This is a genomic window from Streptomyces sp. NPDC058051 (genome assembly GCF_042885475.1).
In the GTDB taxonomy this organism is placed as follows: domain Bacteria; phylum Actinomycetota; class Actinomycetes; order Streptomycetales; family Streptomycetaceae; genus Streptomyces.
This window is the reverse complement of sequence record NZ_JBHVRW010000039.1, coordinates 25762-49111: the sequence shown is the minus strand read 5'-3', so window position 1 is coordinate 49111 and position 23350 is coordinate 25762. Positions and strand designations below refer to the sequence as shown.

Genomic DNA, 23350 nt, shown 5'->3' with positions numbered 1-23350 from the left:
TCACCACCCCTACCGACGTAGCCGCCTACCTCGACGCCTACGGCACCGAGCCCCCGGACAACATCAAACCCGCATGTTGATTCTCTGCGAGCCCTTCCGAGTTGGTGCGTGATAGCGAGTGACGGCGTGGCGATCTGCCCGCGGACTGGTGTTCAGACTGTCGCTGGGCGGTCGGAGACGAGGCCGTCCAGGCCGCAGGGCATCAGTCCATAACGTGCGGCCCTCGGGGTCGGCGATCACCGTGGCCTTCATGGCGTTCTGCTTCTTCTTGCCGGAGACGAATGCACGCCGACCGCCACGGCCGACCGCAAGCCGACGGCCCCGGACCACAGCGGCATCCAGACAGGGCGCGGCGTCTTCGCCCTGGGCGTAGGTGAACACATCCGCCATCGTTCGCAGGCGCAGGCCGGGACGTTCAGGTACCGCACACCCGCGCTCAGCCGGAAGAGCGCGGATCTCTTTGATGGCGCGGGTGATGGTGGAGCGGTCGGCAGCGAACAGCGGCACCAGCGCCGAGTGCGGGAGGTTGTGCCGCAGATGAATCAGTGTGGCCGCCCGCCACCACGCCCTCACACGCCACCACGCACCAACTCGCCAGTTTCCGGAGCTCTTGATGTGCTTGGGTCGGGCAGTCAGCGGGCTGATTCGCGGGCAGAGGCGGGCTCCTGACTGTTGGTGTTGGTGCGCTCTGTGGTGGCGGTAGGCGGGACGGATGGAGGGGAGTCATTTGCCATGAAGGCGCTGCCGATCTGGCCGGTGTTGGCGTCGCGGACGTCGCCATGGCACTCGAAGGGTTTCTGCGACCCTTGCGCAACGCCGGGGTTCAGTCCGCTTGCCTCTCAATTTGATTGTTGGGGTCTTCGGTAGACAGGCCGCTGGGATCAGTGAGGTGGACACGGTCGGCGTTCGGCCCGCTCCTCTCTGTCCGGTTTTGGGGCGAAAGTGGGCAGAGGGGTTCAGCGGAGCCTTTTCGAGGGGCGCCCACAGGCCCGTCTCTGTGGGTGTGGAGCTGGGCCGGGTCCGGACGGTGACTGGTTGGCTGTTTTTGCTCGTTGCTCTTGGGAAGTGTGCCGTGACAGCATTCGGCGCGTGTTCGATGACGGGGATGACATAGCGGAGCGGCCTGTCAGGCGTTCGAAGATTGCGGACTTGGCCGATTGGCCTGCTCCCGAGGTGCGGCCGAAACCGCCTGAGGTGCTGGAGCCGGCCCTTGCCGTGACGCCGGAGAGTGATCCGATGGCGGTGGCTCGGCGTGAGTTCGCTGTGTTGCCGGGTGAGTTCCGGCGTTCGGCGGTGTTGGTGCCTCTGGACGCCGACGGGGATTTGTGGTCGGCGGAGCAGAACGGTGTGCGTTGGATTTGTGCGTTCTCGGACGAGGAGGCGTTGGCCCGGTTCGCGGGGGCTCGTGGGGATGCCGGACGGAACAGTCTGGCGCTACCAGTGCGATCCGCTGGGCCGTCGCACAGCCAAGCAGCGTCTTGCCGAGGACGGCGACACTGTCCTGGAGCAGACATTCTTCACCTGGGACGACGCTCAACTCTGCGAACAACGGGCTACCGGGGAGGGCCGGCCCACCCCTGTCACGCTCACGTGGGACCACGATGGAGTGCGTCCACTGGTGCAAGTGGAACGCATCTTCACACGCGGTTCGCCTCAAGAGGCCGTTGATGAAAGATTCTTCACCATTGTCACCGACCTGATCGGAACTCCTGGCGAACCCATCGACGAGTCGGGGGGATTGGCCTGGAACACACGTACCACACTGTGGGGTACGACAACCTGGGCGACAACGAGTACGGCGTACACGCCGCTTCGATTCCCTGGCCAGTGTTTCGACCCCGAGACCGGCCTCCATTGCAACGTCCACAGGTACTGCGACCCGGAAACGGCCCGATACGTGACTGCCGATCCCCTGGGTCTCGATCCTGCCCCAATGCCCTGACATACGTGGAGAACCCGCACACATGGGCCGACCCGTTGGGACTGAGGCCCTGCAAGATACGCGTGTCTCCCGTGGCGTCGGATTGGGCTACCAAAGGCGCTCACATCCACATCCCGCTGAAGAAAATGCTGGGCCTTGAGGACGAAGTGCACGTGTTCGTGGACGACAACGGAAACATTGCGGGTGCGCCGATCAGACTCGAACACGGCTGGAAAGAACCGGGCGGATGAAATGAAAGCACTCATGGGAAAATTGGAGGGATGGCCGTGAGTGCCGCTGAGCTGATCGCCTCGTTCATCGCATCGGGCCGACTGTACGGGGTTGGCATCGGTTCCACTCTCGTCGATCTTCAGCAGAAAATTAACTGCGATTTCGTGGATGTTGTCGACGAAGACGGTGATTCAATGAGGCGTGATTACGGGTTCATCGAATTCTATCTGAATTCCGGCAGAGAGTGGAGCGTATCCGGGGGTGCCATCGAGTTGCACAGGTTGGCGACCCGCAGCGATATGGCCAATCGATGGCGCACCGCCATGTTCGATGGGTTTCCTCGGTATCTTGCATGGGATGAATTGCGCAACGAGCTTTCCGAACTACCGAATCCGCCCGTACTTCGAGTTATCGATCAAGGTGATTTTCTAGAGTACCGCGCATCTGCAACAAAGGTATCCGTCCTGGTCAACAATGACCACGAGGAACGCGATGAATGGCTGGGGCATGGAGACGTATGGAGCGTCAGCCTCGGCTGAATGCAACGCCGGCGGCCCATCGGCTGGAGACGGCTTGCCGCGCTTCTGAAGGAGGCCACGGACACGGCCGGGAGATGGGCGGCGCGGTCGAGGCGAGCGCGCCGCCCCAGTCGTGGCCGACGAGGACGGCCTCGGCGAGACCGAGGGCCTCTAATCAGGCGTCGAGGTAGCGGGCGTGGTCGTCGAAGGAGCAGGCGAGGTGGGGTTTGCCGGAGTCGCCCATGCCGATGAGGTCGGTGGCAAGCACAGGACGCGGTCGACGGCGATCTCGATGACGGCCAGGTCCACAGGGGCGGGCGGGGCCGCGCGGTAGCGGGCGGTGTAGCGGCGGACCGCCTCGGCCAGGCGTGCGGGGTCGTCGGTGACGGTGGCCCGGCCTTCGAGGGTGACCCAGCGGAAGCCGTCCGCCTGGCAGAGCGCGACCCGGGCTGACGGGCCGCCCGCCGCCACGTTCCGGGCCTTGCGCGCCCCCGCCCGGGTGGTCACCCGGGCCAGGCCGGTGGCCGCGTCGAAGGTGAAGCGGACAGGGGTGACGTGCGGGGTGCCGTCGGAGCGCAGGGTGGTGAGGGTGGCCGTGCCTGGGTGGGTGAGGAACGCCCTTGTGCCAGCCGGGAGTTCGGTGGCCGCCCGGCTCACTTCTTCTTCACTCCCTCGTTCCAGATCAGCCTGATGATGTTCGGCTTCACGGCCGTGGTGATGACGCCCATGGGCGCGCGGACGTACCGCCGCTCCGCCAGCTCGCGCAGCATGCTCGCGGCCAGGTCGGCGCGGGCGGTGAAGACGCCGTCGGCGCTGTTCTCGGCGGTGTGGTGGTCCGTGACGACGGGGTGCTCGAAGAGACCCGAGGGCCGCACGAGGGTCCAGTCGAGGTCCGTCCGGCGGATCACGGCCTCCATGCGGCGCATGTCCTCGTGGAGGGAACGGCCGAGGCGTCGGTTCACCAACGGGTCGAGCACATGGTTGAAGAAGTGCGCGCCGGTGGGACGCCAGTTGGGGTCGGCGATGCTGGAGCTGACGGCGAGCAGCCGCTTGACGCCGTGGCGGGCCATGGCCCCGGTGATGGCCGTGGCGCTCGCCGAGTACGTGGTGATGGCCTCCTTGCTGAAGCGCGCGCCCAGCGCGGAGAGGACGGCGTCGGTACCGTCGATCGCGGCGTCGACGGCCGCCGGTTCGGTGGCGTCGGCGACGGCTACGGCGAGGCCGGGGCGTCCGGCGAGGGAGCCGGGGCGGCGGGTCACGGCGACGACCTCGTGGCCGGCGGCGAGGGCTTGGTCGGTGAGGTGGCGGCCGGTCGGTCCGTTGGCGCCGAAGACTGCGATACGCATGGTGTCGGGTCATCCCTTCGTGTGGTTCGCGGAATGACCTTGACTGTCCCGATCACCGAACGCAGGCTCAACGCTGATGAATAACGCCGCACCCGCCCCCGCCTCCGCCCGCACCCGGGGCCGCCCCCGCGGCAACCCGCCGACCCGCGAGTCGATCGTCTCGGCGGCCCGTGCGCTGTTCCTGGAGCACGGCTACCGGCGTACCACCCTGCGCGCGGTGGCCGGGGTCGCCGGGGTCGACCCGGCGCTGATCGCGTACCACTTCGGCTCGAAGAAGGGCCTGTTCGCGGACGTGATGCAGTTCCAGTGCGCCAACGCGCTGGCGGTGGACGATGTCCTCGGCGGCGACCCGGCCACCCTCCCCGACCGGCTGATCGACGCGGTGACCGACCTGTGGGAGGACGCCGACTTCCGGCAGCTCACCGCCCGGGGCGACGAGGCCGCCGAAGTGATCCGCGAATACCTGGAACGCGAGCTGCTGGCCCGGCTTGTTGAATTTCTCGGCGGCCGGGACGCGACCGCACGCGCCACAGCCGTGGTGACGATCCTCGGCGGCCTCATCTACACCCGCTACCTCAACCCCCTCCCCACCCCCGCCGCCCTCACCCCGTCCGAGACCCGCCGCATCCTCACTCCGGCGCTGCGCGCGGCGCTGGCCCCGAGGTCGCGCACCGCGGCAACCACCCGTGCGGGCCGCCGTGGCTGACCGGCCTCCGGTGGAGGAGCCGTCCGGCCCGAACCCGGTCCTCGGGCCGGGGCGGCAGGGGTGTGTCCGTCACGCCTCTGCGTCGGCGATGACCCAGTCGGCAGGGGTGTGTCCGTCACACCTCGACGTCGGCGATGACCCAGTCGCTGATCTCCTGCCACTGGCGGATCGCGTCCTGGTGGAAGGGGTGGACGAGATAGCGGTCGACGGCGGCCATGTCGTCCAGGAGCCCCTCGACGAGGAAGTCGTAGGCGACCTTCCGGGGGGACACGTTGCGCCCGTAGCGCCACTCGTGGAGTTCCGGCACCTCGGCGCCCACCTTGGCGGCGGTGCCCTCCGCCGCGAGGGCGCGCGGGTCGTCCCAGCCGATGCCCGGCTTGAACTTGAAGAGTACGACGTGGCGGATCACGAAGCGGCTCCCGGGGAGTCGGCGGACGCCGTGCCGCGGCACAGTCTGAGGACGTCCATGGCGATCCGGGTGCCGTCCGTGCCAAGTGCGTCCCGGTAGCGCGCCAGGACGTCCATCTCCCGGGAGAACACCGTGCGCGGGCCGCCGGACCGGACGCGACGGCGCTGGATACGGGCGGACACCCGGGCCCGTTGGGCCAGCAGTTCGACGACCTGCGCGTCGAGCGAATCGATCACCGCCCGGTCCTCTTCGATACCGGCTGCCACATCGGCCGCGGTTGTTTCGGTCATGCGCGAACTTCCCCTCATGCGACGGAGTTGTGTTCTGCCGCGCGTGACTTCACGCGACGGAGTCGTGTTCTGCCGCGCGTGATTTCACACGACTGAGGTGGGTCCTGTCGTGCGTGACTTCACGTGCGGTCAGAAATCCGCAAGTCTTTTCACGGCCTCCCGCAGCCGTTCCTCCGGTGCCAGCAGGCTCACGCGTACGTACCCCTCACCGTGACTGCCGAACCAACTGCCCGGCGCCACAGCCACGTTGGCCCGGTTCAGCAGCTCGTCGGCGAATGCCTCGGAGCTGCCTCCGCCGTCGGGTACCGGCAGCCACACGAAGATCGACCGGGGGACGTCGACGCTCCAGCCGGCATCCTGCAGCCCGGCCACGAAGACGTCCCGCCGGCGCTCGTACGTCGCAGCCAGTTCGTCGACGCAGTCCTGGGGGCCGGTCAGAGCCGTGACCGCAGCCCGTTGGATGAACGGCGGGAGCGAGACGAAGTAGTGCTCCTGGATGAGGTTGATCGCGGCGACGGCGTGCGCGTTGCCGACGACCGCGCCGACCCGCCAGCCGGCCATGTTGAACATCTTGGACAGCGAGACGAACTCGACACCCACCTCCTTGGCGCCGTCCGCGCGCAGGAACGAAACCGGTGCCTCCCCGTCGAAGCCGAGGGCCCCGTAGGCGAAGTCGGCGGCGACGATCACCTCGTGCGCCGCCGCGAACGCGACCGTCTCCTCGTAGAACTCCAGGGGAGCCGTCACCGATGTCGGGTTGTTCGGGTAGTTGAGGAACATCAGCCGGGCCCGCTCGCACACGCCCGGATCGAGTGCGCCGTAGTCGGGCAGGAAGCCGTTCTCCCGAAGGAGCGGGAGGGGATGCATGCGGGCCCCGGCGAGGACCACACCCGCCCAGTAGTCGGGGAACGCCGGATCCGGCATCAGGCACACGTCCCCCGGGTTCAGGAAGCACTGGCTGATCTCCACCAGGCCGGTCTTGGCGCCGAACAGGATCGCGACCTCGGTCTCCGGGTCCAGCCGGACCCGGTGGTTCTTCGCGTACCACTCGGCCACGGCGAGCTTGAGTTCGTACAGTCCGGAGAAGGAGGTGTACCGGTGCGTCGCCGGGTCCAGGACCTCCCGGCGCAGCGCCTCGACGATGTGCGGCGGGGTGGGCAGGTCGGGATTGCCCTGGCAGAGGTTGACGACGTCCTCGCCGGCCGTGACGAGCCGGTCGATCCTGGCGACGGTCGTTGCGAAGCGGCTCCTGGGAAGGGCGAGGAGCCGCTGGGCGAACTCGCTCCTCACGTCCCGATCACCTTGGCCTCCCGGCTCGTGTCCGGCTCGTCCCCCGCGGACGGTGTCCTCGCGCCGTCACGCAGGAATGCCCATCCGGTCAGGCCGAACGCCACGAGGGTGATCCCGGCGCAGACCCAGCCCACCGCGGACAGTCCGTGCGCGGTGAACAGGGGCCCGAGCAGGGCGGCCCCCAGGGCGACGGCGAGGTTGGTGGCGAGGCTGTAGAAGGCGAGGACGGTTCCGCGGTAGTGCTGCGAGCACTCGCTGAGCAGCGTGCTGAGCAGTGTGACGACCAGGCTCTGCATCGAGCCCCACAGGAACAGGCAGACGACCAGCGGCACCGTCCACCGGGAGACCTGCGGGATGATCGCAAGGGCCGGGACCAGGCCGGCGAACAGGCCGACGAGGACCCGCTCCTTGCCGAGTTCGTCGGCCCACCTGCCGGTGAGGAAGCTGGTGGAGAACCCGAGCCCGTAGACGAGGATCATGAGGCCCGTCAGAAGGCTCCCGGGACCGAACCGGTACTGCAGGGCGCTGCCGAGGTAGGTGTACATCCCGTAGAAGCCCAGCATGTTCAGGAAGGTCGCCAGCACGTACGTCGGCACCTTCGGCGCCAGGAAGGCGCGGGCGGCCGAACGGCTCCAGTCCTTCGCGGACGCCGCCGGGGCGTCCTCGGCGGCCGGGCGCGGGCGACCGGGGTCCTCGCTGCCGGCCCGGAACAGCACACAGCCCGCGAAGGCGCCCAGGACCGACAGCAGGCCGAAGGTCCACCGCCAGTTCGCCCACTGTCCGACGAACGATCCCAGGGGCACGCCCAGCACCAGCGAGAGCGACCAGCTCGACACGATCACGCCCATGGCCCTCGCCCGGTACCGGTAGGGGATCTGGTCGCCGACGAAGGCGTAGGCGGTCGGTACGAAGGCGCCCGTGGCCAGGCCGGCCAGCGCCCGTCCGGTGAAGAGCAGGCCCGGCCCGGCGGCGAACGCGCACAGCAGGGTTCCGAGGACGAACACCGTCATCCCGACCGAGAGGCTCAGCCGGCGGGACACCCGGTCCCCGAGCGGGGCGAAGATCAGGGCGCCGACCGCTGTGCCGATGCCGTAGACGCTCACCGACAGCGCCATCACGGCCACCGAGGTGTCGAACGACTCGGACATGTCCACGAGCAGCGGTGAGACCACCAGCTCTTCCGAGCCGACGGCGAAGATCCCCGCCACCAGCGCGAGGATGGTCACCAGGGGGAACCCGGCCGCGCTCTCCTGCTCGTCGCTCTCCTGCTCGTCGTCGGTCATTCGGTCCGACACTCGTGCCAACCTCTCGCTGTGGGGCGTGGGTATCCAGTGCGTGTGTGGGGGCGTTGTCGTACGTGGGTGCGTTGTGGTGCGCGGGTGGGGGAACGTGGAGTGGGTGTTTCGTCCGGATCTGGGTGAGTCCGCGGAGTTCCGAACGGTACAGCCCTCAGATGGCCGTGTATCCGCCGTCGACGGTGAGGGCCGTGCCCGTGATGAACGACGACTTGTCCGAGGCGAGGAACAGGATCGCGTGGGCGACGTCCTCGGGGGTGCCCAGCCGGCCGATCGGGTTCAGTTTGGCCTTCTGTTCCTTGACGGACGGGTCGTGGGCGATGGACGTGTCCGTCATCGGGGTGTCGATGATGCTGGGACAGACACAGTTGGCCCGGATGCCGTACCGCGCGTAGTCGACCGCGAGCGACTTTGTCAGCATCATCACGCCGCCCTTGGTGGCGTTGTAGGCGGCGATACCGGGCCAGGCCACGAGACCGCTCACCGAGCAGACGTTCACGATCGAGCCGTCGGACGCCTCGATCATCCGGCGCAACGCGTGCTTCGAGCACAGGTACATGCTCTTCAGATTGGTGTCGACGAGCCTGTCCCACTCGTGCTCCGGCATCTCGTGGAGCGGGGTGGTGATCTCGATGCCGGCGTTGTTGACCAGGACGTCCACGCGGCCGTACGTGTCGGCCGCGGTGGCCATGAGGTTCTCGCAGTCCGCCTCGACGGTGAGGTCGGTCCGCACGAAGACCGCGGTGAGCCCTTCGTCCCGCAGCGCGTCGACGACCTCGGTGCCGCGCTTCTCGTCGATGTCCGCGACGACGACTGACGCGGACTGCCTGGCGAACTCGATGGCGGTCTGCCGGCCGATCCCGGACGCCGCACCGGTGACCACGGCCACTCTGTCCTTGAACACGAGCCCTCTCCTCTCACCCGGGGTCAACTGTTCGTTGCATCGGCACAACGCCAACGGCGCGATGCATGCGCCCAATGCCAACTGTTCGTTGCATCGGCACAACGCCAACGGCGCGATGCATGCGCCCAATGCTGGCTCGCCCGCTCAGACGCACGTCAACTGACCTCCATCCACAGAGATCTGCTGTCCCGTCAGGTACGACGCCTCGTCGGACGCCAGGAATCCGATGACGGCCGCGACCTCCTCGGCGGTGCCCGGCCGGTGCATGGGAATCGCCCCTCTCAGGGCCTCCTCCGCATCCTTGCGCGAGGTCCCGCCGACCCGGCTCAGGTGTTCCACGGCCCGGTCGTAGCGCTGGGTGCGGATGGTGCCGGGGTGCACGCAGTTCACCGTCACGTGCTGCCTGGCGTACTGACTCGCCAGGTATTTGCTGGCGTTGGCGACGGCGGCGTTGACCAGCCCGGACAGGAACATGCCCGGGGCGGGTTCCTTCCCGATGTTGCCGACCACGTTGACGATCCGGCCGAAGCCGTCCCGGACCATCAGCGGCGCCACGGACTTGATCAGGTCCAGGCAGGGCACCAGCTTCTGCTCCATCGCCGTACGCACGTCGTCGACACGCACGTCGTCGAACGAACCCGGCGGTGGACCGGGCGCGTTGTTGATCAGTACGTCGATCCTGCCGAACCGGCTCTCGACGCCGGCGACCAGTTCCGCGCGGAAGGACCGCGAGGTGATGTCACCGGGGACGATGTGGGGCGCCGGACCGCCGACGGACTCCGACGCGACCTTCCGCAGCGCGTCCCGGCCACGGGCGCACAGGACGGTCGCGTATCCCTGAGAACTCAGGCGCAGTGCGGTGGCGCGTCCGATGCCCTGACCGGCGCCCAGGACCATCGCCACCCGTGTCACTGCGCTTCCTGCTTGGGCACCCGGTGGTAGCGGGGCGGAACGAAGATGTTGAGCGAGCGCGCCACGTCCTCGTGGGGATTCGCCGCACCGTGCCCCTCCTGGCCGGCGCAGAAGTACGTGGCGCCGAAACGCAGCTCGTGCTTCGTCTCTTCGACCGTCATGTCGTAGCGTCCTTCCAGGCATATCCCGATCTGCTCGTGGGAGTGCTTGTGGTAGGGCATTTCACCCCCGCCCGGAATATCGGCGATCATGAGCTCGATCCAGTCGACCAGGAAGAACGTGACGTCCATCTTGACGAACTTGCGTGATTCGAGGGGCTCCAGGAAGTAGCCGTCCGGTGCGGTGTAGTTCTCTCCCGGCTTCGCACGATCGATCTCCAGCAGGACGGTCTCCGCCGAAGATGTGTTCACCGCCGAGAGCGGGATGTGCGGCGGGGCGACATAGACGTCGTACTCGGGTCGCATCCGCTTCGTCACGTCTCCCACGGTCGTGGTGAGTTCACCGCGAATGACCATTCCGACCCGCGCCCCGGGGTGATCGTGCCGCGTGAGGGAGGTGCCCGGCGGGAGGTGGGAGATCCTTATTTCTGTGTCGTCACGACGATAGGATTCATACCGGATCCCGTCGTCGTGCAGCACCAGGTCGGGTGCCGGAAAATAAAGTCGCTCGAACGTCTGCGCGGTCACGTACGGTCCTTTCGCCGAGAGAAGACGGTCCATGTCATGGGAATGCGCGAGAACGTGTAGACGAATTTCAGGTTGTGCCGCCTGGCCGCCTGCTCGTTCGTGATGGCGATGTTGTACAGCCCGTCGGCGACCTCACCCGCGGCCTGGCTCGTCGAGGTCGCGGACGCCAGCTTCACGGGGCGGTCGAAGTGGTACCCCAGCAGCGGAACGGGCGCCGGATGCGACACGACGGTGTCGCTGTAGAGCAGCTCCTCGTGGAACACGAAGTCGGAGCGGGTGGCCAGGCCGTACTCCGGTGTGCTGCCGCGGAACACGATCGCAGGCTCCAACTCCGGGTTCATGTAGTAGGAGTTGATGCTGGGATAGGCGTGGGCCACCAGCGCGAGGTCGACCCGTGCCGCGGTGAGTGCGTCCATGCACTGCTCGTACGTGTCCGCCAGGACGATCCGGAAGTCTCCGCGGTCGCCGAGGGCGCTCGACATCAGTTGCGCGACGTACTCACTGCTGGTCCCTTCCGGCCCCAGAGTGCCGAGGCTTACGGAGTCGGCGGAATCGACGGGAATGAGCGCTTCGAGCGCTTGTCTTTCAATGTCAGGGATCCGGAGTATCTCCACGCCCTACCCTCTTTTTGGGCTGTACGCTCGCAGAAATCACGGACTCGACTGCGAGAGGCGGAATTGATCGTATGGATCGCACCGAGCCTCAATGTTCCGGTGGTTCACTGTTCGGGTCGGCCCGCTTCTCCTGGAGGCTGTGCCGTGATCCGTGGCGGATCACGGGGCAGCCCTTAGATCCTTGACCGACCCGGTGGAACCTTTATCGATACGACGTGACGCGACTGCCCGGAGTGGCGACCGAACGGGAATTTGATATTCCAGTTCCATCGCGGTCGCCTGGCCCTTTGCGTGACAGTTCGACGTTCGATCGAATCGTGTATCGCTATTGTTATCTGGATGTCGCGGCCGTCAAGGCGGCCGCTCGTCGAAAAGGGGTGGGCCGTCCAGTTTGCGACGACAGGTAACCGGAATTTAACCCGGCGCGGCTGGTCGATGTCGATGGGGGTGAACACGCCGCCGGAGAAGCCCGGTCGAAGGCCGGCGTTGCGGGCTGTCCCGTAAATCGTTCTTGACCTGGAGTGCGGTCCAGCATCTAGCGTCCCCTTCATGACGACACCTCAGCACAAGATCGGATCGGGCTTCGGTGCCCGGAGCACCGCGGACGACGTCCTGAAGGGGATCGACCTGTCCGGCAGCACCGCGATCGTCACCGGTGGCTACTCGGGACTCGGCCTGGAGGCGACCCGCGCCCTGGCGGGTGCCGGAGCCCGCGTCGTGGTCCCCGCCCGGCGACGTACGGCCGCTCAGGAAGCGGTTGAGGGTATCGACGGCGTCGAGACCGACGACCTCGACCTGTCCGACCTCGAAAGCGTCCGCGGTTTCGCCGAGCGGTTCCTGGCCTCGGGCCGCAAGGCCGACATCGTGATCAACAGCGCCGGGGTCATGGCCTGCCCCGAGACGCGGATCGGCCCGGGGTGGGAGGCGCAGTTCGCCATCAACCACCTCGGCCACTACGCGCTGATCAACCGTCTCTGGCCGGCGATCGCCCGCGGCGCGCGTGTGGTCGCCGTGTCCTCCGGCGCCCATGGCATCACCGGCGTGCGTTGGGACGACGTGCACTTCGAGCGTGGCTACGACAGATGGCAGGCGTACGGGCAGGCGAAGGCGGCGAACGTGCTGTTCGCCGTGCGGCTCGATGCGCTCGGACGCGACGCCGGAGTCAGGGCGTTCGCGGTGCATCCGGGCAGCATCCTCACCCCGCTGCAGCGCCACCTCCCGAAGGCGGAGATGGTCGACGCGGGCTGGATCGACGAGAACGGCAACCCGACCGATCCCACCTTCAAGACGCCCGGGCAGGGCGCGGCGACGCAGGTATGGGCGGCGACCTCCCCCCAGCTGGCGGGCATGGGCGGCGTGTACTGCGAGGACTGCGACATAGCCGAGCCGGCGGGCGACGGCTCGGAAGGCGGCGTGCACGCACACGCGACCGACCCCGAGGAGGCCGCGCGCCTGTGGGCGCTATCGGCCCGCCTCACGGGCGTCGACGCCTTCGCGACGGCAACGTAAGGGGTTGGTACGGCCCGTCGCTCAGCGGCGACGGCCGCGCGCCCCGGTGGCGGCTCGGGGCGCTGCCGGGGCGCGATGGACAGACACCCACGACCGGGCGGCGGATCACCCGGAGGCGATGGCGTACGGACCCTCCGGTCGGTTTCGGCCCGGTGTGTCGCGGGTTGTTCATCGTCCACGGACACGTTCGTCCCCGTCGGGGCGATGTATCCCGGATCAGCCGTCTGCCGGCGCGGACGGCGGCTCGGGGTTTGTCCGGGCCGAAGTGCTGGGGGATGTCGGAAATGGGTCGTCGACAAGTCCGGCACGCGTCAGGTTGACGCCCGCCTGAAATCGGCTGGTGGCTTTGATTTCATCCATTATTTCAGCGACGTGGCGGCGGCAGGTGCGAACCGATATTCCGAGTCGACGGGCGACCATTTCATCTTTGTGTCCCATTGCCATGAGCTGCACGATCGACATCTTGAGATCGTCGAACGAGTGTGGGAGGTCTTTGGCACCGGGGCTGAACGGGGTCGCGGTGTTCCACAGGTTCTCAAAGGCGCCGCAGGTGAACGAGACCATCGCGGGATCGTCCACGGTCACCGCTTCGGTTATTCGGGTGCCGGGGGCCTGGACCGAGGAATCCGGCAGGATCACGGTTTGGCGGTCGTAAGCGATGAGCGGGTCGATGAGTTCGGCGCTGGTGCGGATCTCCGCGCCGCGGTGCGTCAGCTCGCGGACCAGTGACCGGGTGACCAGGTCGCCCCGGGCCGCGTGCTGGTAGATCAGCCTGACGCGCACCCCGCGGTCGAGCAGGCGCAGCACGATCCCGCGTGCCGAGGGGAGCGTGTGGCAGGGCCGGGCGCCACTGGGCAGTACGACCAGCAGTTCCCGGTGGCAGTGGGTGCCCACGTCGGCGAGCAGTTTCTGAAGAGTCGTCGTGGCGGGGTCGGGGGAGTCCTGCGACGGGGGAGCGTCTTGTCGGTGGGGCAGTGGCCCGGAGGAATCGGGGAGGTGTGCTCGGGGGTGAGGGGGCTCGGGGGCGCAAGGGCCGCCGTTTTGCTCACCCAGGGCCCGTGCCAGTCGGGCGGCGGTCTCCTCGGAACCCGTCAGCGGTACGGGATCCGAGCCGGTGAGGGCCGGCTGCATCAGTCCGAGGAGGCGTAGGACTCGCTCGGCGCCCACCGACTGCTCGGGGCTGAGGCTCAGTACCTCGGCCACGTCCTCGCGCCGGACCCGGCTTCCTTCCGCAGTGAATCCATGCGTCGATGTGCCGCGTTCCAGTGGTGAGCATTCCTCGGTGGAGTTGAATCCTCTGGCTGCCGACATTCTTCGCTACCCCCTTTTGCCCGCGGGTCTTTGGGCGCCAACTCTAAAGCATCCGGATTTCGTGAACTGATGCCATGGGTGCATTCATTCACGAATGAGGCGGTTCTGCGTCAAGTGGCGGGGGAAGTAAGCATGGGAATCACGGAAGCCTTTATTGAGTATCCATTTCACTGATGTGCGATAGTTTGGCCGAAGTGTCGTCCATGATGCAGAAATCTCTTGCGGCGGCATTTGACTGCACGAGGAAACTAAGTGACACCTGGTCGACCACGAGGGTAACCGGGGTTATTGGGCGCGGGCGAACGTTTGCTCAATTAATACTTTTCGCATACTATTCCTTTACTCTCGCGAGAGCGCATGCCGTCCGGGTCTGTTTCGGCGCGCCGGAACGGGGCAGGATGTTTAATTCGCAATGGCTTTCGGTGTTCCCTCGTGTCCATCCGTACGTCACGGAGGGGTGGGGATCCATGGGCTTTCCCGCTCCCGGGCGCACCGTGGCCACACGGAAACGGACTGCCTGGTTCGACGGGTCGGGTGGCTGAAGGGACATCCGGCGCGCAGGGGCCGCATGCCGGAACGGCCGTGGACACGGTGAGCTGGAGGTCCACCGGCAGGTCCTGGCGGCGGGTGATGCTGAGCTTGCGGTAGACGCGGGTGAGGTGCTGCTCGACCGTGCTCACGGTGATGTGCAGCCGCAGCGAGATCTCCCGGTTGGTGGAGCCGCTCGCGGCGAGCGTGGCCACCCGGCGTTCGGAGTCGCTGAGCTTCGTGTCGGTGCCCGAGCGGAACTGAGGCTGTGCGGTGGACCGCTGCCGCATCCGTTCCTCGGGCTCCAGTTCGGGGGAGATCTCGGCGCACAGCGCCTCGGCCCCGCACTCCCAAGCCAGATTCCAGGCCCTGCGGATCATCGCGTCCGCGCGGATGGGCTCGGCCGCGGCCCGCAGCGAGCGCCCGAGATCGGCGAGGGAACGTGCCAGTTCCACGCGGTCACCGGAGCGGCTCAGTTCGTCCACCGACTGGTTGAGCAGGGACAGTTGCTGCCGACGATCGGATGTCACCGCGCGTAGACGCAGGGAGATGCCGCGGACCCACGGTCTTCGGGCATCCGGATCGGCCAGTTGCTGCTCGACGAGCGCCTCCGCCCGATCGGTTTCACCGAGGCGGAACAGGGCCTCGGCCGCGTCCGTCCGCCAGGGCAGCATCGAGGGACGGTCCACGCCCCAGCTCCTGGCGAGCCGGCCGGCTTCGAGGAAGTCGCCCAGTGCGGAGTCGAGCTGATGCGTCGCCATGAGGTAGAGCCCCCGGGCCCGCAGATAGGACAGGCCGTGAATGCTCTTGAACAGGGTGTCGGCCACCGGTTGATGGAGCTGCCGGGCCACCGCGGCATGGTCGCCCATCAGGGTGCGCGCCCTGATCAGGGTGGCCGTCGGCGCGCCCACGAACGCGCTGCTGCTCTGGTCGGGAAGGCAGTCGAGAGCGCGGCGGGCGTACTCCTCGGCGGCGTGCAGGTCGCTCAGGCGCAACAGCACCGCAGCGAGCAGGGAGGAGAACAGGGACTGCCAGGCCGGGGCGTTCTGCCGCTCCGCCTCGGTGATCAGCTCACGGCAGCACTGGGCGGCGCGCTCCGGATGCCCGGAGTAGGTCAGGACCCGCAGCGCCCGTACGACCGGCTCCAGCGTCTCGTCCGTGAGCACCGTGGTCCGCAGGAAGAACTGGGCGGCCGTCTCCGCGTCCGCCCCGCTGCCGCGCTCCTCGGGACGGGGGGCCGCAGGCCCCGGCACCTCGTCCGTGACGGTTCCGTATCCGGTCCTGCCGCTGTTGTCCTGGGCCCCGTTCGCGCCGGATTCCCGGAGAATGATCGATCTGACCTCCGCGGCCTCGGCGATCCGTCCCTGGCCGGCGAGGAGTTCGGCCAGCGGGGCCATGCGCTCGGACGCGAGGCGGCCGGAGCGCAGGACGGCCAGGGGGGCGGACAGGTGCTTCTCCGCCCTGCCCGGATTGACCCGCCAGGTGATGGCCGCGAGCCGGGTCTTGATGTCGGCTCGCTGCTGTTCGTCCTGGCTCAGCTCGTGGGCCAGTTCGAGCGCGTCGGTGGCCCGGGTGCCCTCGTTGTCCATCAGCAGGTGTTCGGCCGCCTCGCGCAGGACGTCCACGGCCCAGGGAGTGGCGACGGGGGAGACGCCGTGCCGGGCGGTGGCGAGGAGGTGGCCTGCGACGGTGGTGCGGGACTCCCCTCCCGGGTACAGCAGTTCGGCGGCGCGCAGATGCAGGTCGGCCAGCAGCTCGGAGGGGATCTGGTCCAGCACGGCCGACTCGGTGCAGGGGTGCGGGAAGCGGTGCCCGTCGAGGATGCCGGAAGCCTGGAGCGAGGCGACCGACTGCGCGGCCGTGAGGGCGGGGACGGACAGGAGACGGCCGGCGCGCTCCGGCGTGTACGAGTCGCCCAGTACGGTGAGCGCCGCGCCGAGATCCAGGGCGTGCGGCCCGCTGTGGCGCAGGCAGGTGAGCACCGCCTGGCCGAAGAGTCCGCCGGGTTCGGGACGGAAGGGCTCGGCGCCGGACGGTGCGGAACGGTACTCCTCCAGCAGGGCGCGCAGCAGCAGGGGATTGCCGCCGCTGATCGCGTGCAGTTCGGCGGAGAGGTCCTCGCGCGGTGCCGGCGCGAGGAAGCCGGCCGTGACCAGCCTGGATCCCTCGGGGGACAGCCGTCGTAACCGGATGCGCCGCACGTGACGGCTGCGCAGCAACTCCGTACCGAAGGCGGCGTCCTGGCCGTCCTGGTGCAGCGGTGTGGTGAGGACCAGCAGCATCCTGGTGGAGCGGCTGTGGCGGACGATGTGCTGGAGGTAGCGCAGGGAGGCGCTGTCGGCGTGGTGCAGATCGTCGACGGAGATGACGAGGGGGATCGAGGAGCTGAGCCGCTCCAGCGCTGCCTGGAACTCGCGGACGGCGCTGACCTGCGGCTGGCCGTCAGCGGCCACGGAGACCTCGGGGAGGGATCCGGCCGGTGCGTCGCCGGCCAACTGCCGCATCACCCCGAGCGGCAGGTCCCGCTCGGCCAGGGAGCCGAACGCCCGCAGCGTCACGACGCCACCGGAATCGGCCCACTCGTCGAGGGTGTCGACGAGCTCACTCTTGCCGCATCCTGCGGCCCCCTCGATGAGGACGATGCGGGCCGGACCGGCCTGACAGTCCGTGAGGGCGGCGCGCAGGGCCTGGACTTCCGTCTCGCGTTCGATCAATCCCATAGATGTCTCCCCCGTACGTCACGCAGCAACTCCGAGCGCTCCCACCTCGGGTGGAGGCCCGGCGGAACGTGCATGGCGTATGTAGAACGCGTGTGCGTACGCCACACGCCCATGAGTGTGGCGCACGCACAACCGAACCTCTAGTGGTCACAAGCTGCACGCGCCAGGACGGGTGCGACGCGCTCGACAGGGGCTGTCCCGCGGTCCCTGGCGGGCGCGCGATGACAGCTGCGGCACCTCGCCGCGTTGCCGGATCGCCCGGAGGCGTCCGGTGTGTGGGCGTTCCTCCGCCGTGCGGTGCACCGCGTCCGAGGCGCGCGCTCATCCGTGAGGGATTGCGGGGCAGCCCTTAGGGTGGAGCAACGCTCCACCGGCGCAAGGGAGTTCACCGGCCATTCATGCGGAGGGCGCTCTGGCCGCGCACCGGAACGGGGCCGGGCGGGCGGGAGTCTAAGATGCCCCGAACGGCTTCGAGACGAGGGGGTGCTGTGGGTCATCGTGAAGATCTGCTGCAGGGCGCCAAGCGTTGCTTGCTGGAGAAGGGGTTCGCGCGCACGAGCGCACGGGACATCGTGGCGGCGTCGGGAACCAACCTGGCGTCGATCGGTTACCACTACGGCTCCAAGGACGCCTTGCTGGTCGAGGCCTACGTCCAGGCGATCCAGGAGTGGGGCGACGAGTTCGAGCCGGGCACGGCGATCGGTGCCGACCTGGAATCCTCCTCCTCGACGATCGAGCGTTTCGAGATGGTCTGGAACCGCATCATCGAACTCTTCCCCACGCGCAAGTCCCTGTGGGCGCTGAGCGTGGAGGTCGCCGTGCACGCGGAGGACCTTCCCCAGATGCGCGAGGGGCTGTCCAAGGCGCAGCCCTTCGGCTGGTCGGCGCTGGTGGCGCTGTTCCACGGCGTGGACGAGAGCGAGGTCGACGAGCACATGGCCGGCACTCTCGGCCGTTTCTACGCCGCGCTGCTCAACGGCGTGATGTCCCTCTGGCTCTTCTCGCCGGACACCGCTCCCTCCGGGCGGGACCTGGCCGAGGCGATGCGGGCCATCCTGGTGCTCCACCAGGGCACCACCGCGGGCGCGGGCCCGGCGGTCTGAACCGGGGCGGTCGCGGGTCAGGGCTCTTCGCGGACCAGCCCGGCGTCCCGCAGTTCGCTCACCCAGATGTCCATGTCGCTGCGGGTGTTGTCCGGATCCGTGCACCACAGCTGGGCCAGCATCTCGGCCGCCGGGCCGACCTGTCCGTCGTGCTGGCGCAGCGCGATCCACATGGCGGCCCCGACCGGGCTGCACCGGAAGCTGGTCCCGTCCGCCTCGGTGAGCAGTTCGAGCGATCCGTCCTCCGCCACGCGTGAGGTGACGCCGTACTCGGGTCGTACCGGCACTCTGGCCTCCGTACTCGACAGCCGCTCGATGACGGCCGACCGCGAGGGAGCGCGTGACCGTGTACGCGGGGCGGGGTGGCGGCTTCGGTCCGCGCAATTCTGCGGGCACCGGCCGGGTCTGCCTCGTACGCCGACAGCGGAGAGCGGGCGGGCCCGGCACCGATTTAGACGTTAGTCTAGTACGGTCGTCTAGATTCTGGTGCGGGTATCGGAACTCTGTCCGGAATCCATCGTCCCCGGGCCTGAGCCGCGCATGCCCCGGAGCGAACTCCGGGGCATGCGGGGAGATATGGCGGTCGGCGGCTTCGATACCGGCGTGTGCGGGCGCCGGTGTGCGCTCTTGGGGCACCGGATGCGAGGGGAATCGCGCGCCCGGTGCCCGGACCGGCTCAGGACACGGTCGACGGCGCCCCGAGGCGACCTCGGATGAGGTCGAGAATTGCCGGGACGTGCTCGTCCAGGAAGAAGTGCCCGCCCGGGAACACCTTCAGGTCGAACGGGCCGGTGGTGTGGTCGCGCCAGGACTCCGCCTCGTCGACGGTCACCTGCGGATCGCTGTCGCCGACCAGCGCGACGACCGGCGAGCCGAGCGGCGGACCGGGGCGGTAGCGGTAGGTCTCCGCCGCCTTGTAGTCGCTGCGGATCGCGGGGAGGATCATGCGCAGGATCTCCGGGTCGCCGAGCACCGCCGAGTCGGTACCGCTCAGCCGGGTGATGTCGGCGATGAGCCGGTCGTCGTCCGCCAGATGCACCGTTTCGTCCCGGACCCGCGACGGCGCCCGCCGCCCGGAGGCGTAGACGCACCGCGGAGGCGTTCCCGCGGCCTCCAGCCTGCGGGCCACCTCGAAGGCGACCGTGGCGCCCATGCTGTGGCCGAACAGTGTCAACGGCACATCGCCCCACGGTGCCAGTTCCTCGACGGCGCGGACGGCCAGCGTCTCGATGTCCTCGACGCACGGTTCGTTCCTGCGGTCCTGGCGGCCCGGGTACTGCACCGCCAGGACGTCCATCGCGGGTGACAGCGCGCGTGACACCGGGAAGTAGTAGGTGGCCGAACCGCCGGCGTGCGGGAAGCAGACCAGCCGGTTGCGGGCTTCCGGCGCCGGGTGGAACCGCCGGATCCAGGCCCCTGTCTCGCGGGAGTCGTCCGTCATCACTGCTCAGCGTCCTTCGGTCGGGTCGTCGGTCGGTGGGGGATCGGGCAGGAGAGGGTGCGGGCGCCGAGCGCGGTGGGTGCCGCCCGGGCCGCGAGCCTTGCGGTGGCCGGCCGTCTCATCGGGCGGCCCAACTGCCGGGCGGCCGGTAGTGGACCGGCGCGGTCCAGCCCGGTGCCGCGGCCGGCCGGTCCTGCGCGCCCGCCGCCGAAACCCGGCGCAGGCTCATCAGGGCGGCGGTCACGGCGGCGATCTCCTCCGCGGAGGGAGCGCCGCTCACGAAGCGCAGCGCCGGTCCGTGCGGTACCGGCCGCCGGACTTCCGGGGCCGGGTCGAGGGATGCGGTCATCGGTTTCCTCACTCCATGCGTCGCGGCCGGCAAGGCCACGCGGGACGTTCGCGGACGACTCCGGCCAGGTGGCGCGGGCCCACGCCGTGCCGCGGGCCCGGCCGGGGCACCGCGCACGCGACACGGGGCCCGGGGCCGGATCAGGTCGGGGGATTGCCGTGCTTGCGTGCCGGAACGGGGGCGTCCTTGGACCTCAGCATCGCCAGCGAACGCACCAGCACCGCGCGGGTCTCCGCGGGATCGATCACGTCGTCGACCAGGCCGCGTTCCGCCGCGTAGTAGGGGTGCATCAGCTCCTGCTGGTATTCCTTGATCCGTTGCTCACGGGCCGCCTCCGGGTCCGGGGCCGCGGCGATCTCCCGTCGGAAGACGATGTTCGCCGCGCCTTCCGCGCCCATCACCGCGATCTCGTTCGTCGGCCAGGCGAAGGACAGATCGGCCCCGATCGAACGGGAGTCCATCACGATGTACGCACCGCCGTACGCCTTGCGCAGGATCACCTGGACCCGCGGCACGGTGGCGTCACAGTAGGCGTACAGCAGCTTCGCGCCGTGCCGGATGATGCCGCGGTGTTCCTGATCCGTGCCGGGCAGGAATCCCGGCACGTCGACCAGGGTGACCAGCGGAATGCTGAACGCGTCGCAGGTCTGCACGAACCGCGCCGCCTTCTCCGACGCGTGGATGTCCAGGACACCCGCCTGCGCGGCCGGCTGGTTCGCCACGATGCCCACGGTGTGACCGTCCAGCCGGGCCAGCGCGCAGATGATGTTGGTGGCCCACTGCGCGTGCACCTCGAAGAAATCCTCGTCGTCGACGATCTCCCGGATCACGGCCCGCATGTCGTACGAACGGTTCGGATGCTGCGGCACCAGGTCCAGCAGGCGTTCGCAGCGCCGGTCGGGCGGATCGTCGGTCGCGGCGGCGGGCGGCAGCTCCCGGTTGTTCGACGGCAGCAGCGACAGCAGGTGCCGGACCTCCTCCAGGCACTCCGTCTCGTCGTCGTGGAGGAAGCCCGCCGCCCCCGACACCGTCGCGTGCACCTCGGCCCCGCCGAGCTCGTCGTGGGTGACCCGCTCGTTGGTGACGGCCTGCACCACGTCGGGACCGGTGATGTACATCTGGGAGATGTCCCGCACCATGAAGACGAAGTCGGTCAGCGCCGGTGAGTAGGTGGCACCGCCCGCACACGGTCCGAGAATGACACTGATCTGCGGAATGACTCCGGACGCCCGCACGTTGCGCCGGAAGATCCCGCCGTACCCGGCCAGCGCGGTCACGCCCTCCTGGATCCGCGCCCCTGCGCCGTCACTCAGCCCCACCAGCGGCGCTCCCGCCGCGATCGCCAGATCCATCACCTTGTGGATCTTCTGCGCGTGGGCCTCGCCCAACGATCCGCCGAAGACCCGGAAGTCGTGCGCGTACGCGAAGACGGTCCTGCCGTGGACCTGTCCCCACCCGGTGATCACCCCGTCCCCGCCGGGCCGTCGGTTCTCCAGACCGAAGCCGGTGGAGCGATGCCTGCGCAACGGCTCCACCTCCTGGAACGTCCCCGCGTCGAAGAGCAGCTCCAGCCGCTCCGGCGCGGTCAACTTGCCGCGCGCGTGCTGCTGCTGCGTCGATCGTGGTCCGAGCCCCTCACGCGCGGTGCGCTTCAGTTCCCGCGTCTGCGCCACCAGGGAGCGGATGTCCGGCCGAAGGGACGCGGCAGTCTCCGCGCCACTGTCCGAAGAGGTGTCCTGAATTGCGGTCATGGTCCCACCCGTCCATGGGCCGGCAGTGCGCGGTGGCTTCGTCCACCAGCGCCGGAATCCGGGAAAATGCGAAACTGCCCTCATTGAAGCCGCGGAAGGGGGGCCGCCGCCTCCCCTAAGTTGTGCGAACCACCCCTACGCCCCCGCACGGGGGCCGGGCCGGACCGCGGCGCCCCGCTGTCCGATCCTCACGAAACGCTCCCCGGAACCGGTGACTGCCGCTCCCCCCGGGCCGCTCCCCGGTTCGCACCACAAGGTCCGCATCCGTCCGCCCGCACCCTTAGGGGCCCTGCGAGGGACCGGGCGTCCGGACCCGAAGTCCCTTTCCGCCACCCGTACATGGGAGCCCGGCACCACCGGCCGTGGCAGCCGTCAACGGAATTGGAACCCGCAACCTTAGGGGTTTTGGCATTGCCGCGGCAGACCTCAGCCTGGGTGCCGAACCGGCCCGACACGAAGTCCCGCAAGGTCGGCCGTGCCAGGACGACGTGCTGAAGGGCAGGAACACCATGACGAACGACACCCGTGCCGACGGAGCCCTGGTCTTCCCTGGTATGAGCCCCACACGTTTCCAGGACTCGGCCAAGTTCATGCTCGTCAACCCGGTGGCCCGCCGCCTGGTCGCCCAGGCCGACGACGTACTCGGCTATTCGCTCCTCGACCAATACCGGCGGGCCGAGGGCGACTACAGCGAATACGCGCAGGTCGCGTTCCTCGTCAACTGCCTGGCGCTCGCCGAATGGGCCCAGGACCGGTTCGACCCGGAGCCCACGCTCTGCGTGGGCCCCAGCTTCGGCGGGAAGACGGTGGCGGCCTACACCGGCGTCCTGGACTTCGCCGAAGCGGTCCGACTGACCGCACGCTGGGCCCGGCTGCTCGACGCATGGTTCGCGGAGCACCACCGCGACGTGGTCACCCACTCCTTCACCCGCGTACCCCGCGCGGAACTGGACCGGGTGCTCGCCGAACTCGACGCGCAGGGCGAGTGGTACGAGATCTCCTGCCACGTCGACGACGACTTCTACATGGTCTCGCTCCGCGCCGCCGTACTCGAATGGCTCGGCAAGCGGCTGCGCTCCGTCGGCGGCCTCCCCCTCTACACCATGCGTCCGCCCATGCACGCGAGCGTCTTCGGCCCGCTCCGGCAGCGGGCCGAGGACGAACTGTTCGACGGACTGACCTTCCGCGACCCGCGCATCCCGGTCGTCGCCGACCAGGACGGCACCCTGCTGACCACGGGCGACGAGGTACGCACCATGCTCCTGGACGGATTCGTCCGCCCGGTCCGCTGGCCCGACGCCGTCGCGGCGCTGCGCCGGCACGGCGTGGGAAAGCTGTACGTCTCCGGCTCCGACAGTCTCTTCGGCCGCGTCCCCGTCACGACCAGGAACTTCGACGTCGTCGCCGTGGACCCGAGGTCGGCGCTCCGGCCCGTCCGCAGGAGCTTCGCCGCCTGACCGCGGCACCGACACCCCGCACCACCCAGGGTTTCCGGTGGGACGCGCCCAGGCCGGCG

At 68.7% G+C, this 23350-nt stretch carries 20 protein-coding genes and 3 pseudogenes; 6 read left to right on the top strand and 17 right to left on the bottom strand.

Annotated features, from left to right (window positions below; all coding sequences use genetic code 11):
* Positions 1-183: 183 nt before the first annotated feature.
* A pseudogene (locus tag ACFVUT_RS35355) lies at positions 184-552 on the bottom strand (IS5/IS1182 family transposase); the annotation flags it as partial.
* A gap of 853 nt (positions 553-1405) precedes the next feature.
* On the opposite strand from ACFVUT_RS35355, the pseudogene ACFVUT_RS35350 reads away from it, so the two are divergent.
* Positions 1406-1995: pseudogene (locus tag ACFVUT_RS35350) on the top strand (RHS repeat-associated core domain-containing protein); the annotation flags it as partial.
* 207 nt (positions 1996-2202) lie between these two features.
* Complete coding sequence (locus tag ACFVUT_RS35345; protein WP_389659887.1) at positions 2203-2691, top strand: hypothetical protein; 489 nt, start codon at positions 2203-2205, stop codon at positions 2689-2691.
* A gap of 240 nt (positions 2692-2931) precedes the next feature.
* Here the strand turns inward: ACFVUT_RS35345 and ACFVUT_RS35340 are convergent.
* Both ACFVUT_RS35340 and ACFVUT_RS35335 read right to left on the bottom strand, forming a co-directional pair.
* A pseudogene (locus ACFVUT_RS35340) lies at positions 2932-3327 on the bottom strand (pyridoxamine 5'-phosphate oxidase family protein); the annotation flags it as partial.
* Positions 3324-4016 (bottom strand): NAD(P)-dependent oxidoreductase, encoded by a 693-nt coding sequence (locus ACFVUT_RS35335; protein WP_389659890.1) that lies wholly within the window; start codon positions 4014-4016, stop codon positions 3324-3326. The pseudogene ACFVUT_RS35340 and the gene ACFVUT_RS35335, both read right to left, overlap by 4 nt.
* Positions 4017-4092: 76 nt before the next feature.
* Between ACFVUT_RS35335 and ACFVUT_RS35330 the strand changes: the two genes are divergently transcribed.
* Positions 4093-4722, top strand: a complete 630-nt coding sequence (locus ACFVUT_RS35330; RefSeq protein ID WP_389659893.1) for a TetR/AcrR family transcriptional regulator — start codon at positions 4093-4095, stop codon at positions 4720-4722.
* Positions 4723-4837: 115 nt separating this feature from the next.
* Here the strand turns inward: ACFVUT_RS35330 and ACFVUT_RS35325 are convergent, their stop codons facing one another.
* From ACFVUT_RS35325 to ACFVUT_RS35290, 8 genes are all read right to left on the bottom strand, one after another.
* Positions 4838-5131: a Dabb family protein gene (locus ACFVUT_RS35325; RefSeq protein ID WP_389659895.1), complete on the bottom strand. Its 294-nt coding sequence runs from the start codon at positions 5129-5131 to the stop codon at positions 4838-4840.
* The gene (locus ACFVUT_RS35320; protein ID WP_389659898.1) at positions 5128-5421 is read right to left on the bottom strand and encodes a chorismate mutase; all 294 of its coding nucleotides are present in this window, start codon (positions 5419-5421) and stop codon (positions 5128-5130) included. The genes ACFVUT_RS35325 and ACFVUT_RS35320 overlap by 4 nt, the downstream gene beginning before the upstream one ends.
* Before the next feature lie 129 nt (positions 5422-5550).
* Positions 5551-6711, bottom strand: a complete 1161-nt coding sequence (locus ACFVUT_RS35315; protein ID WP_389659901.1) for an aminotransferase class I/II-fold pyridoxal phosphate-dependent enzyme — start codon at positions 6709-6711, stop codon at positions 5551-5553.
* On the bottom strand, positions 6708-7994 hold the full coding sequence (locus ACFVUT_RS35310) for an MFS transporter (RefSeq protein ID WP_389659904.1): 1287 nt from the start codon (positions 7992-7994) through the stop codon (positions 6708-6710). The genes ACFVUT_RS35315 and ACFVUT_RS35310 overlap by 4 nt, the downstream gene beginning before the upstream one ends.
* A gap of 166 nt (positions 7995-8160) precedes the next feature.
* Positions 8161-8910 (bottom strand): SDR family NAD(P)-dependent oxidoreductase, encoded by a 750-nt coding sequence (locus ACFVUT_RS35305; protein WP_389659908.1) that lies wholly within the window; start codon positions 8908-8910, stop codon positions 8161-8163.
* A gap of 144 nt (positions 8911-9054) precedes the next feature.
* The gene (locus ACFVUT_RS35300; RefSeq protein ID WP_389659911.1) at positions 9055-9822 is read right to left on the bottom strand and encodes an SDR family oxidoreductase; all 768 of its coding nucleotides are present in this window, start codon (positions 9820-9822) and stop codon (positions 9055-9057) included.
* Positions 9819-10508, bottom strand: coding sequence for a cupin domain-containing protein (locus tag ACFVUT_RS35295; protein WP_389659914.1), 690 nt, complete (start codon positions 10506-10508; stop codon positions 9819-9821). The genes ACFVUT_RS35300 and ACFVUT_RS35295 overlap by 4 nt, the downstream gene beginning before the upstream one ends.
* Positions 10505-11122, bottom strand: coding sequence for a hypothetical protein (locus tag ACFVUT_RS35290; RefSeq protein ID WP_389659916.1), 618 nt, complete (start codon positions 11120-11122; stop codon positions 10505-10507). The genes ACFVUT_RS35295 and ACFVUT_RS35290 overlap by 4 nt, the downstream gene beginning before the upstream one ends.
* Positions 11123-11671: 549 nt before the next feature.
* Here ACFVUT_RS35290 and ACFVUT_RS35285 point away from each other — a divergent pair.
* Positions 11672-12631 (top strand): SDR family NAD(P)-dependent oxidoreductase, encoded by a 960-nt coding sequence (locus ACFVUT_RS35285; protein ID WP_389659918.1) that lies wholly within the window; start codon positions 11672-11674, stop codon positions 12629-12631.
* Between the two features lie 216 nt (positions 12632-12847).
* Here ACFVUT_RS35285 and ACFVUT_RS35280 read toward each other — a convergent pair whose 3' ends face one another.
* Together ACFVUT_RS35280 and ACFVUT_RS35275 are read right to left on the bottom strand one after the other, a co-directional pair.
* Positions 12848-13525, bottom strand: coding sequence for a LuxR C-terminal-related transcriptional regulator (locus ACFVUT_RS35280; protein ID WP_389659921.1), 678 nt, complete (start codon positions 13523-13525; stop codon positions 12848-12850).
* A 731-nt stretch (positions 13526-14256) separates the two neighbouring features.
* Positions 14257-17190, bottom strand: a complete 2934-nt coding sequence (locus ACFVUT_RS35275; protein WP_389671117.1) for an AAA family ATPase — start codon at positions 17188-17190, stop codon at positions 14257-14259.
* Between the two features lie 488 nt (positions 17191-17678).
* On the opposite strand from ACFVUT_RS35275, the gene ACFVUT_RS35270 reads away from it, so the two are divergent.
* Positions 17679-18293 (top strand): TetR/AcrR family transcriptional regulator, encoded by a 615-nt coding sequence (locus ACFVUT_RS35270; RefSeq protein WP_389659927.1) that lies wholly within the window; start codon positions 17679-17681, stop codon positions 18291-18293.
* A 17-nt stretch (positions 18294-18310) separates the two neighbouring features.
* Here the strand turns inward: ACFVUT_RS35270 and ACFVUT_RS35265 are convergent, their stop codons facing one another.
* The 4 genes from ACFVUT_RS35265 to ACFVUT_RS35250 all read right to left on the bottom strand — a co-directional run bounded on the left by ACFVUT_RS35265 (position 18311) and on the right by ACFVUT_RS35250 (position 21834).
* Positions 18311-18580, bottom strand: a complete 270-nt coding sequence (locus ACFVUT_RS35265; RefSeq protein WP_389659930.1) for a PqqD family protein — start codon at positions 18578-18580, stop codon at positions 18311-18313.
* A 389-nt stretch (positions 18581-18969) separates the two neighbouring features.
* Positions 18970-19734 (bottom strand): thioesterase II family protein, encoded by a 765-nt coding sequence (locus ACFVUT_RS35260; RefSeq protein WP_389659933.1) that lies wholly within the window; start codon positions 19732-19734, stop codon positions 18970-18972.
* A gap of 118 nt (positions 19735-19852) precedes the next feature.
* A complete protein-coding gene (locus ACFVUT_RS35255; protein ID WP_389659936.1) occupies positions 19853-20083 on the bottom strand; it encodes an acyl-CoA carboxylase epsilon subunit in 231 nt (76 codons plus the stop codon).
* 140 nt (positions 20084-20223) lie between these two features.
* The gene (locus tag ACFVUT_RS35250; RefSeq protein WP_389659939.1) at positions 20224-21834 is read right to left on the bottom strand and encodes an acyl-CoA carboxylase subunit beta; all 1611 of its coding nucleotides are present in this window, start codon (positions 21832-21834) and stop codon (positions 20224-20226) included.
* A 590-nt stretch (positions 21835-22424) separates the two neighbouring features.
* Between ACFVUT_RS35250 and ACFVUT_RS35245 the strand changes: the two genes are divergently transcribed.
* A complete protein-coding gene (locus ACFVUT_RS35245; protein WP_389659965.1) occupies positions 22425-23291 on the top strand; it encodes an ACP S-malonyltransferase in 867 nt (288 codons plus the stop codon).
* The last annotated feature ends 59 nt before the right edge of the window (positions 23292-23350 follow it).

What these genes read in the sequence shown, in the direction of transcription:
- ACFVUT_RS35345 (WP_389659887.1), top strand. Translation starts at nt 2,203, where the DNA reads ATGGCCGTGAGTGCCGCTGAGCTGATCGCCTCGTTCATCGCATCGGGC.
- ACFVUT_RS35335 (WP_389659890.1), bottom strand. Translation starts at nt 4,016, where the DNA reads ATGCGTATCGCAGTCTTCGGCGCCAACGGACCGACCGGCCGCCACCTC.
- ACFVUT_RS35330 (WP_389659893.1), top strand. Translation starts at nt 4,093, where the DNA reads ATGAATAACGCCGCACCCGCCCCCGCCTCCGCCCGCACCCGGGGCCGC.
- ACFVUT_RS35320 (WP_389659898.1), bottom strand. Translation starts at nt 5,421, where the DNA reads ATGACCGAAACAACCGCGGCCGATGTGGCAGCCGGTATCGAAGAGGAC.
- ACFVUT_RS35310 (WP_389659904.1), bottom strand. Translation starts at nt 7,994, where the DNA reads ATGACCGACGACGAGCAGGAGAGCGACGAGCAGGAGAGCGCGGCCGGG.
- ACFVUT_RS35285 (WP_389659918.1), top strand. Translation starts at nt 11,672, where the DNA reads ATGACGACACCTCAGCACAAGATCGGATCGGGCTTCGGTGCCCGGAGC.
- ACFVUT_RS35275 (WP_389671117.1), bottom strand. Translation starts at nt 17,190, where the DNA reads ATGGGATTGATCGAACGCGAGACGGAAGTCCAGGCCCTGCGCGCCGCC.
- ACFVUT_RS35260 (WP_389659933.1), bottom strand. Translation starts at nt 19,734, where the DNA reads ATGACGGACGACTCCCGCGAGACAGGGGCCTGGATCCGGCGGTTCCAC.
- ACFVUT_RS35255 (WP_389659936.1), bottom strand. Translation starts at nt 20,083, where the DNA reads ATGACCGCATCCCTCGACCCGGCCCCGGAAGTCCGGCGGCCGGTACCG.
- ACFVUT_RS35250 (WP_389659939.1), bottom strand. Translation starts at nt 21,834, where the DNA reads ATGACCGCAATTCAGGACACCTCTTCGGACAGTGGCGCGGAGACTGCC.
- ACFVUT_RS35245 (WP_389659965.1), top strand. Translation starts at nt 22,425, where the DNA reads ATGCTCGTCAACCCGGTGGCCCGCCGCCTGGTCGCCCAGGCCGACGAC.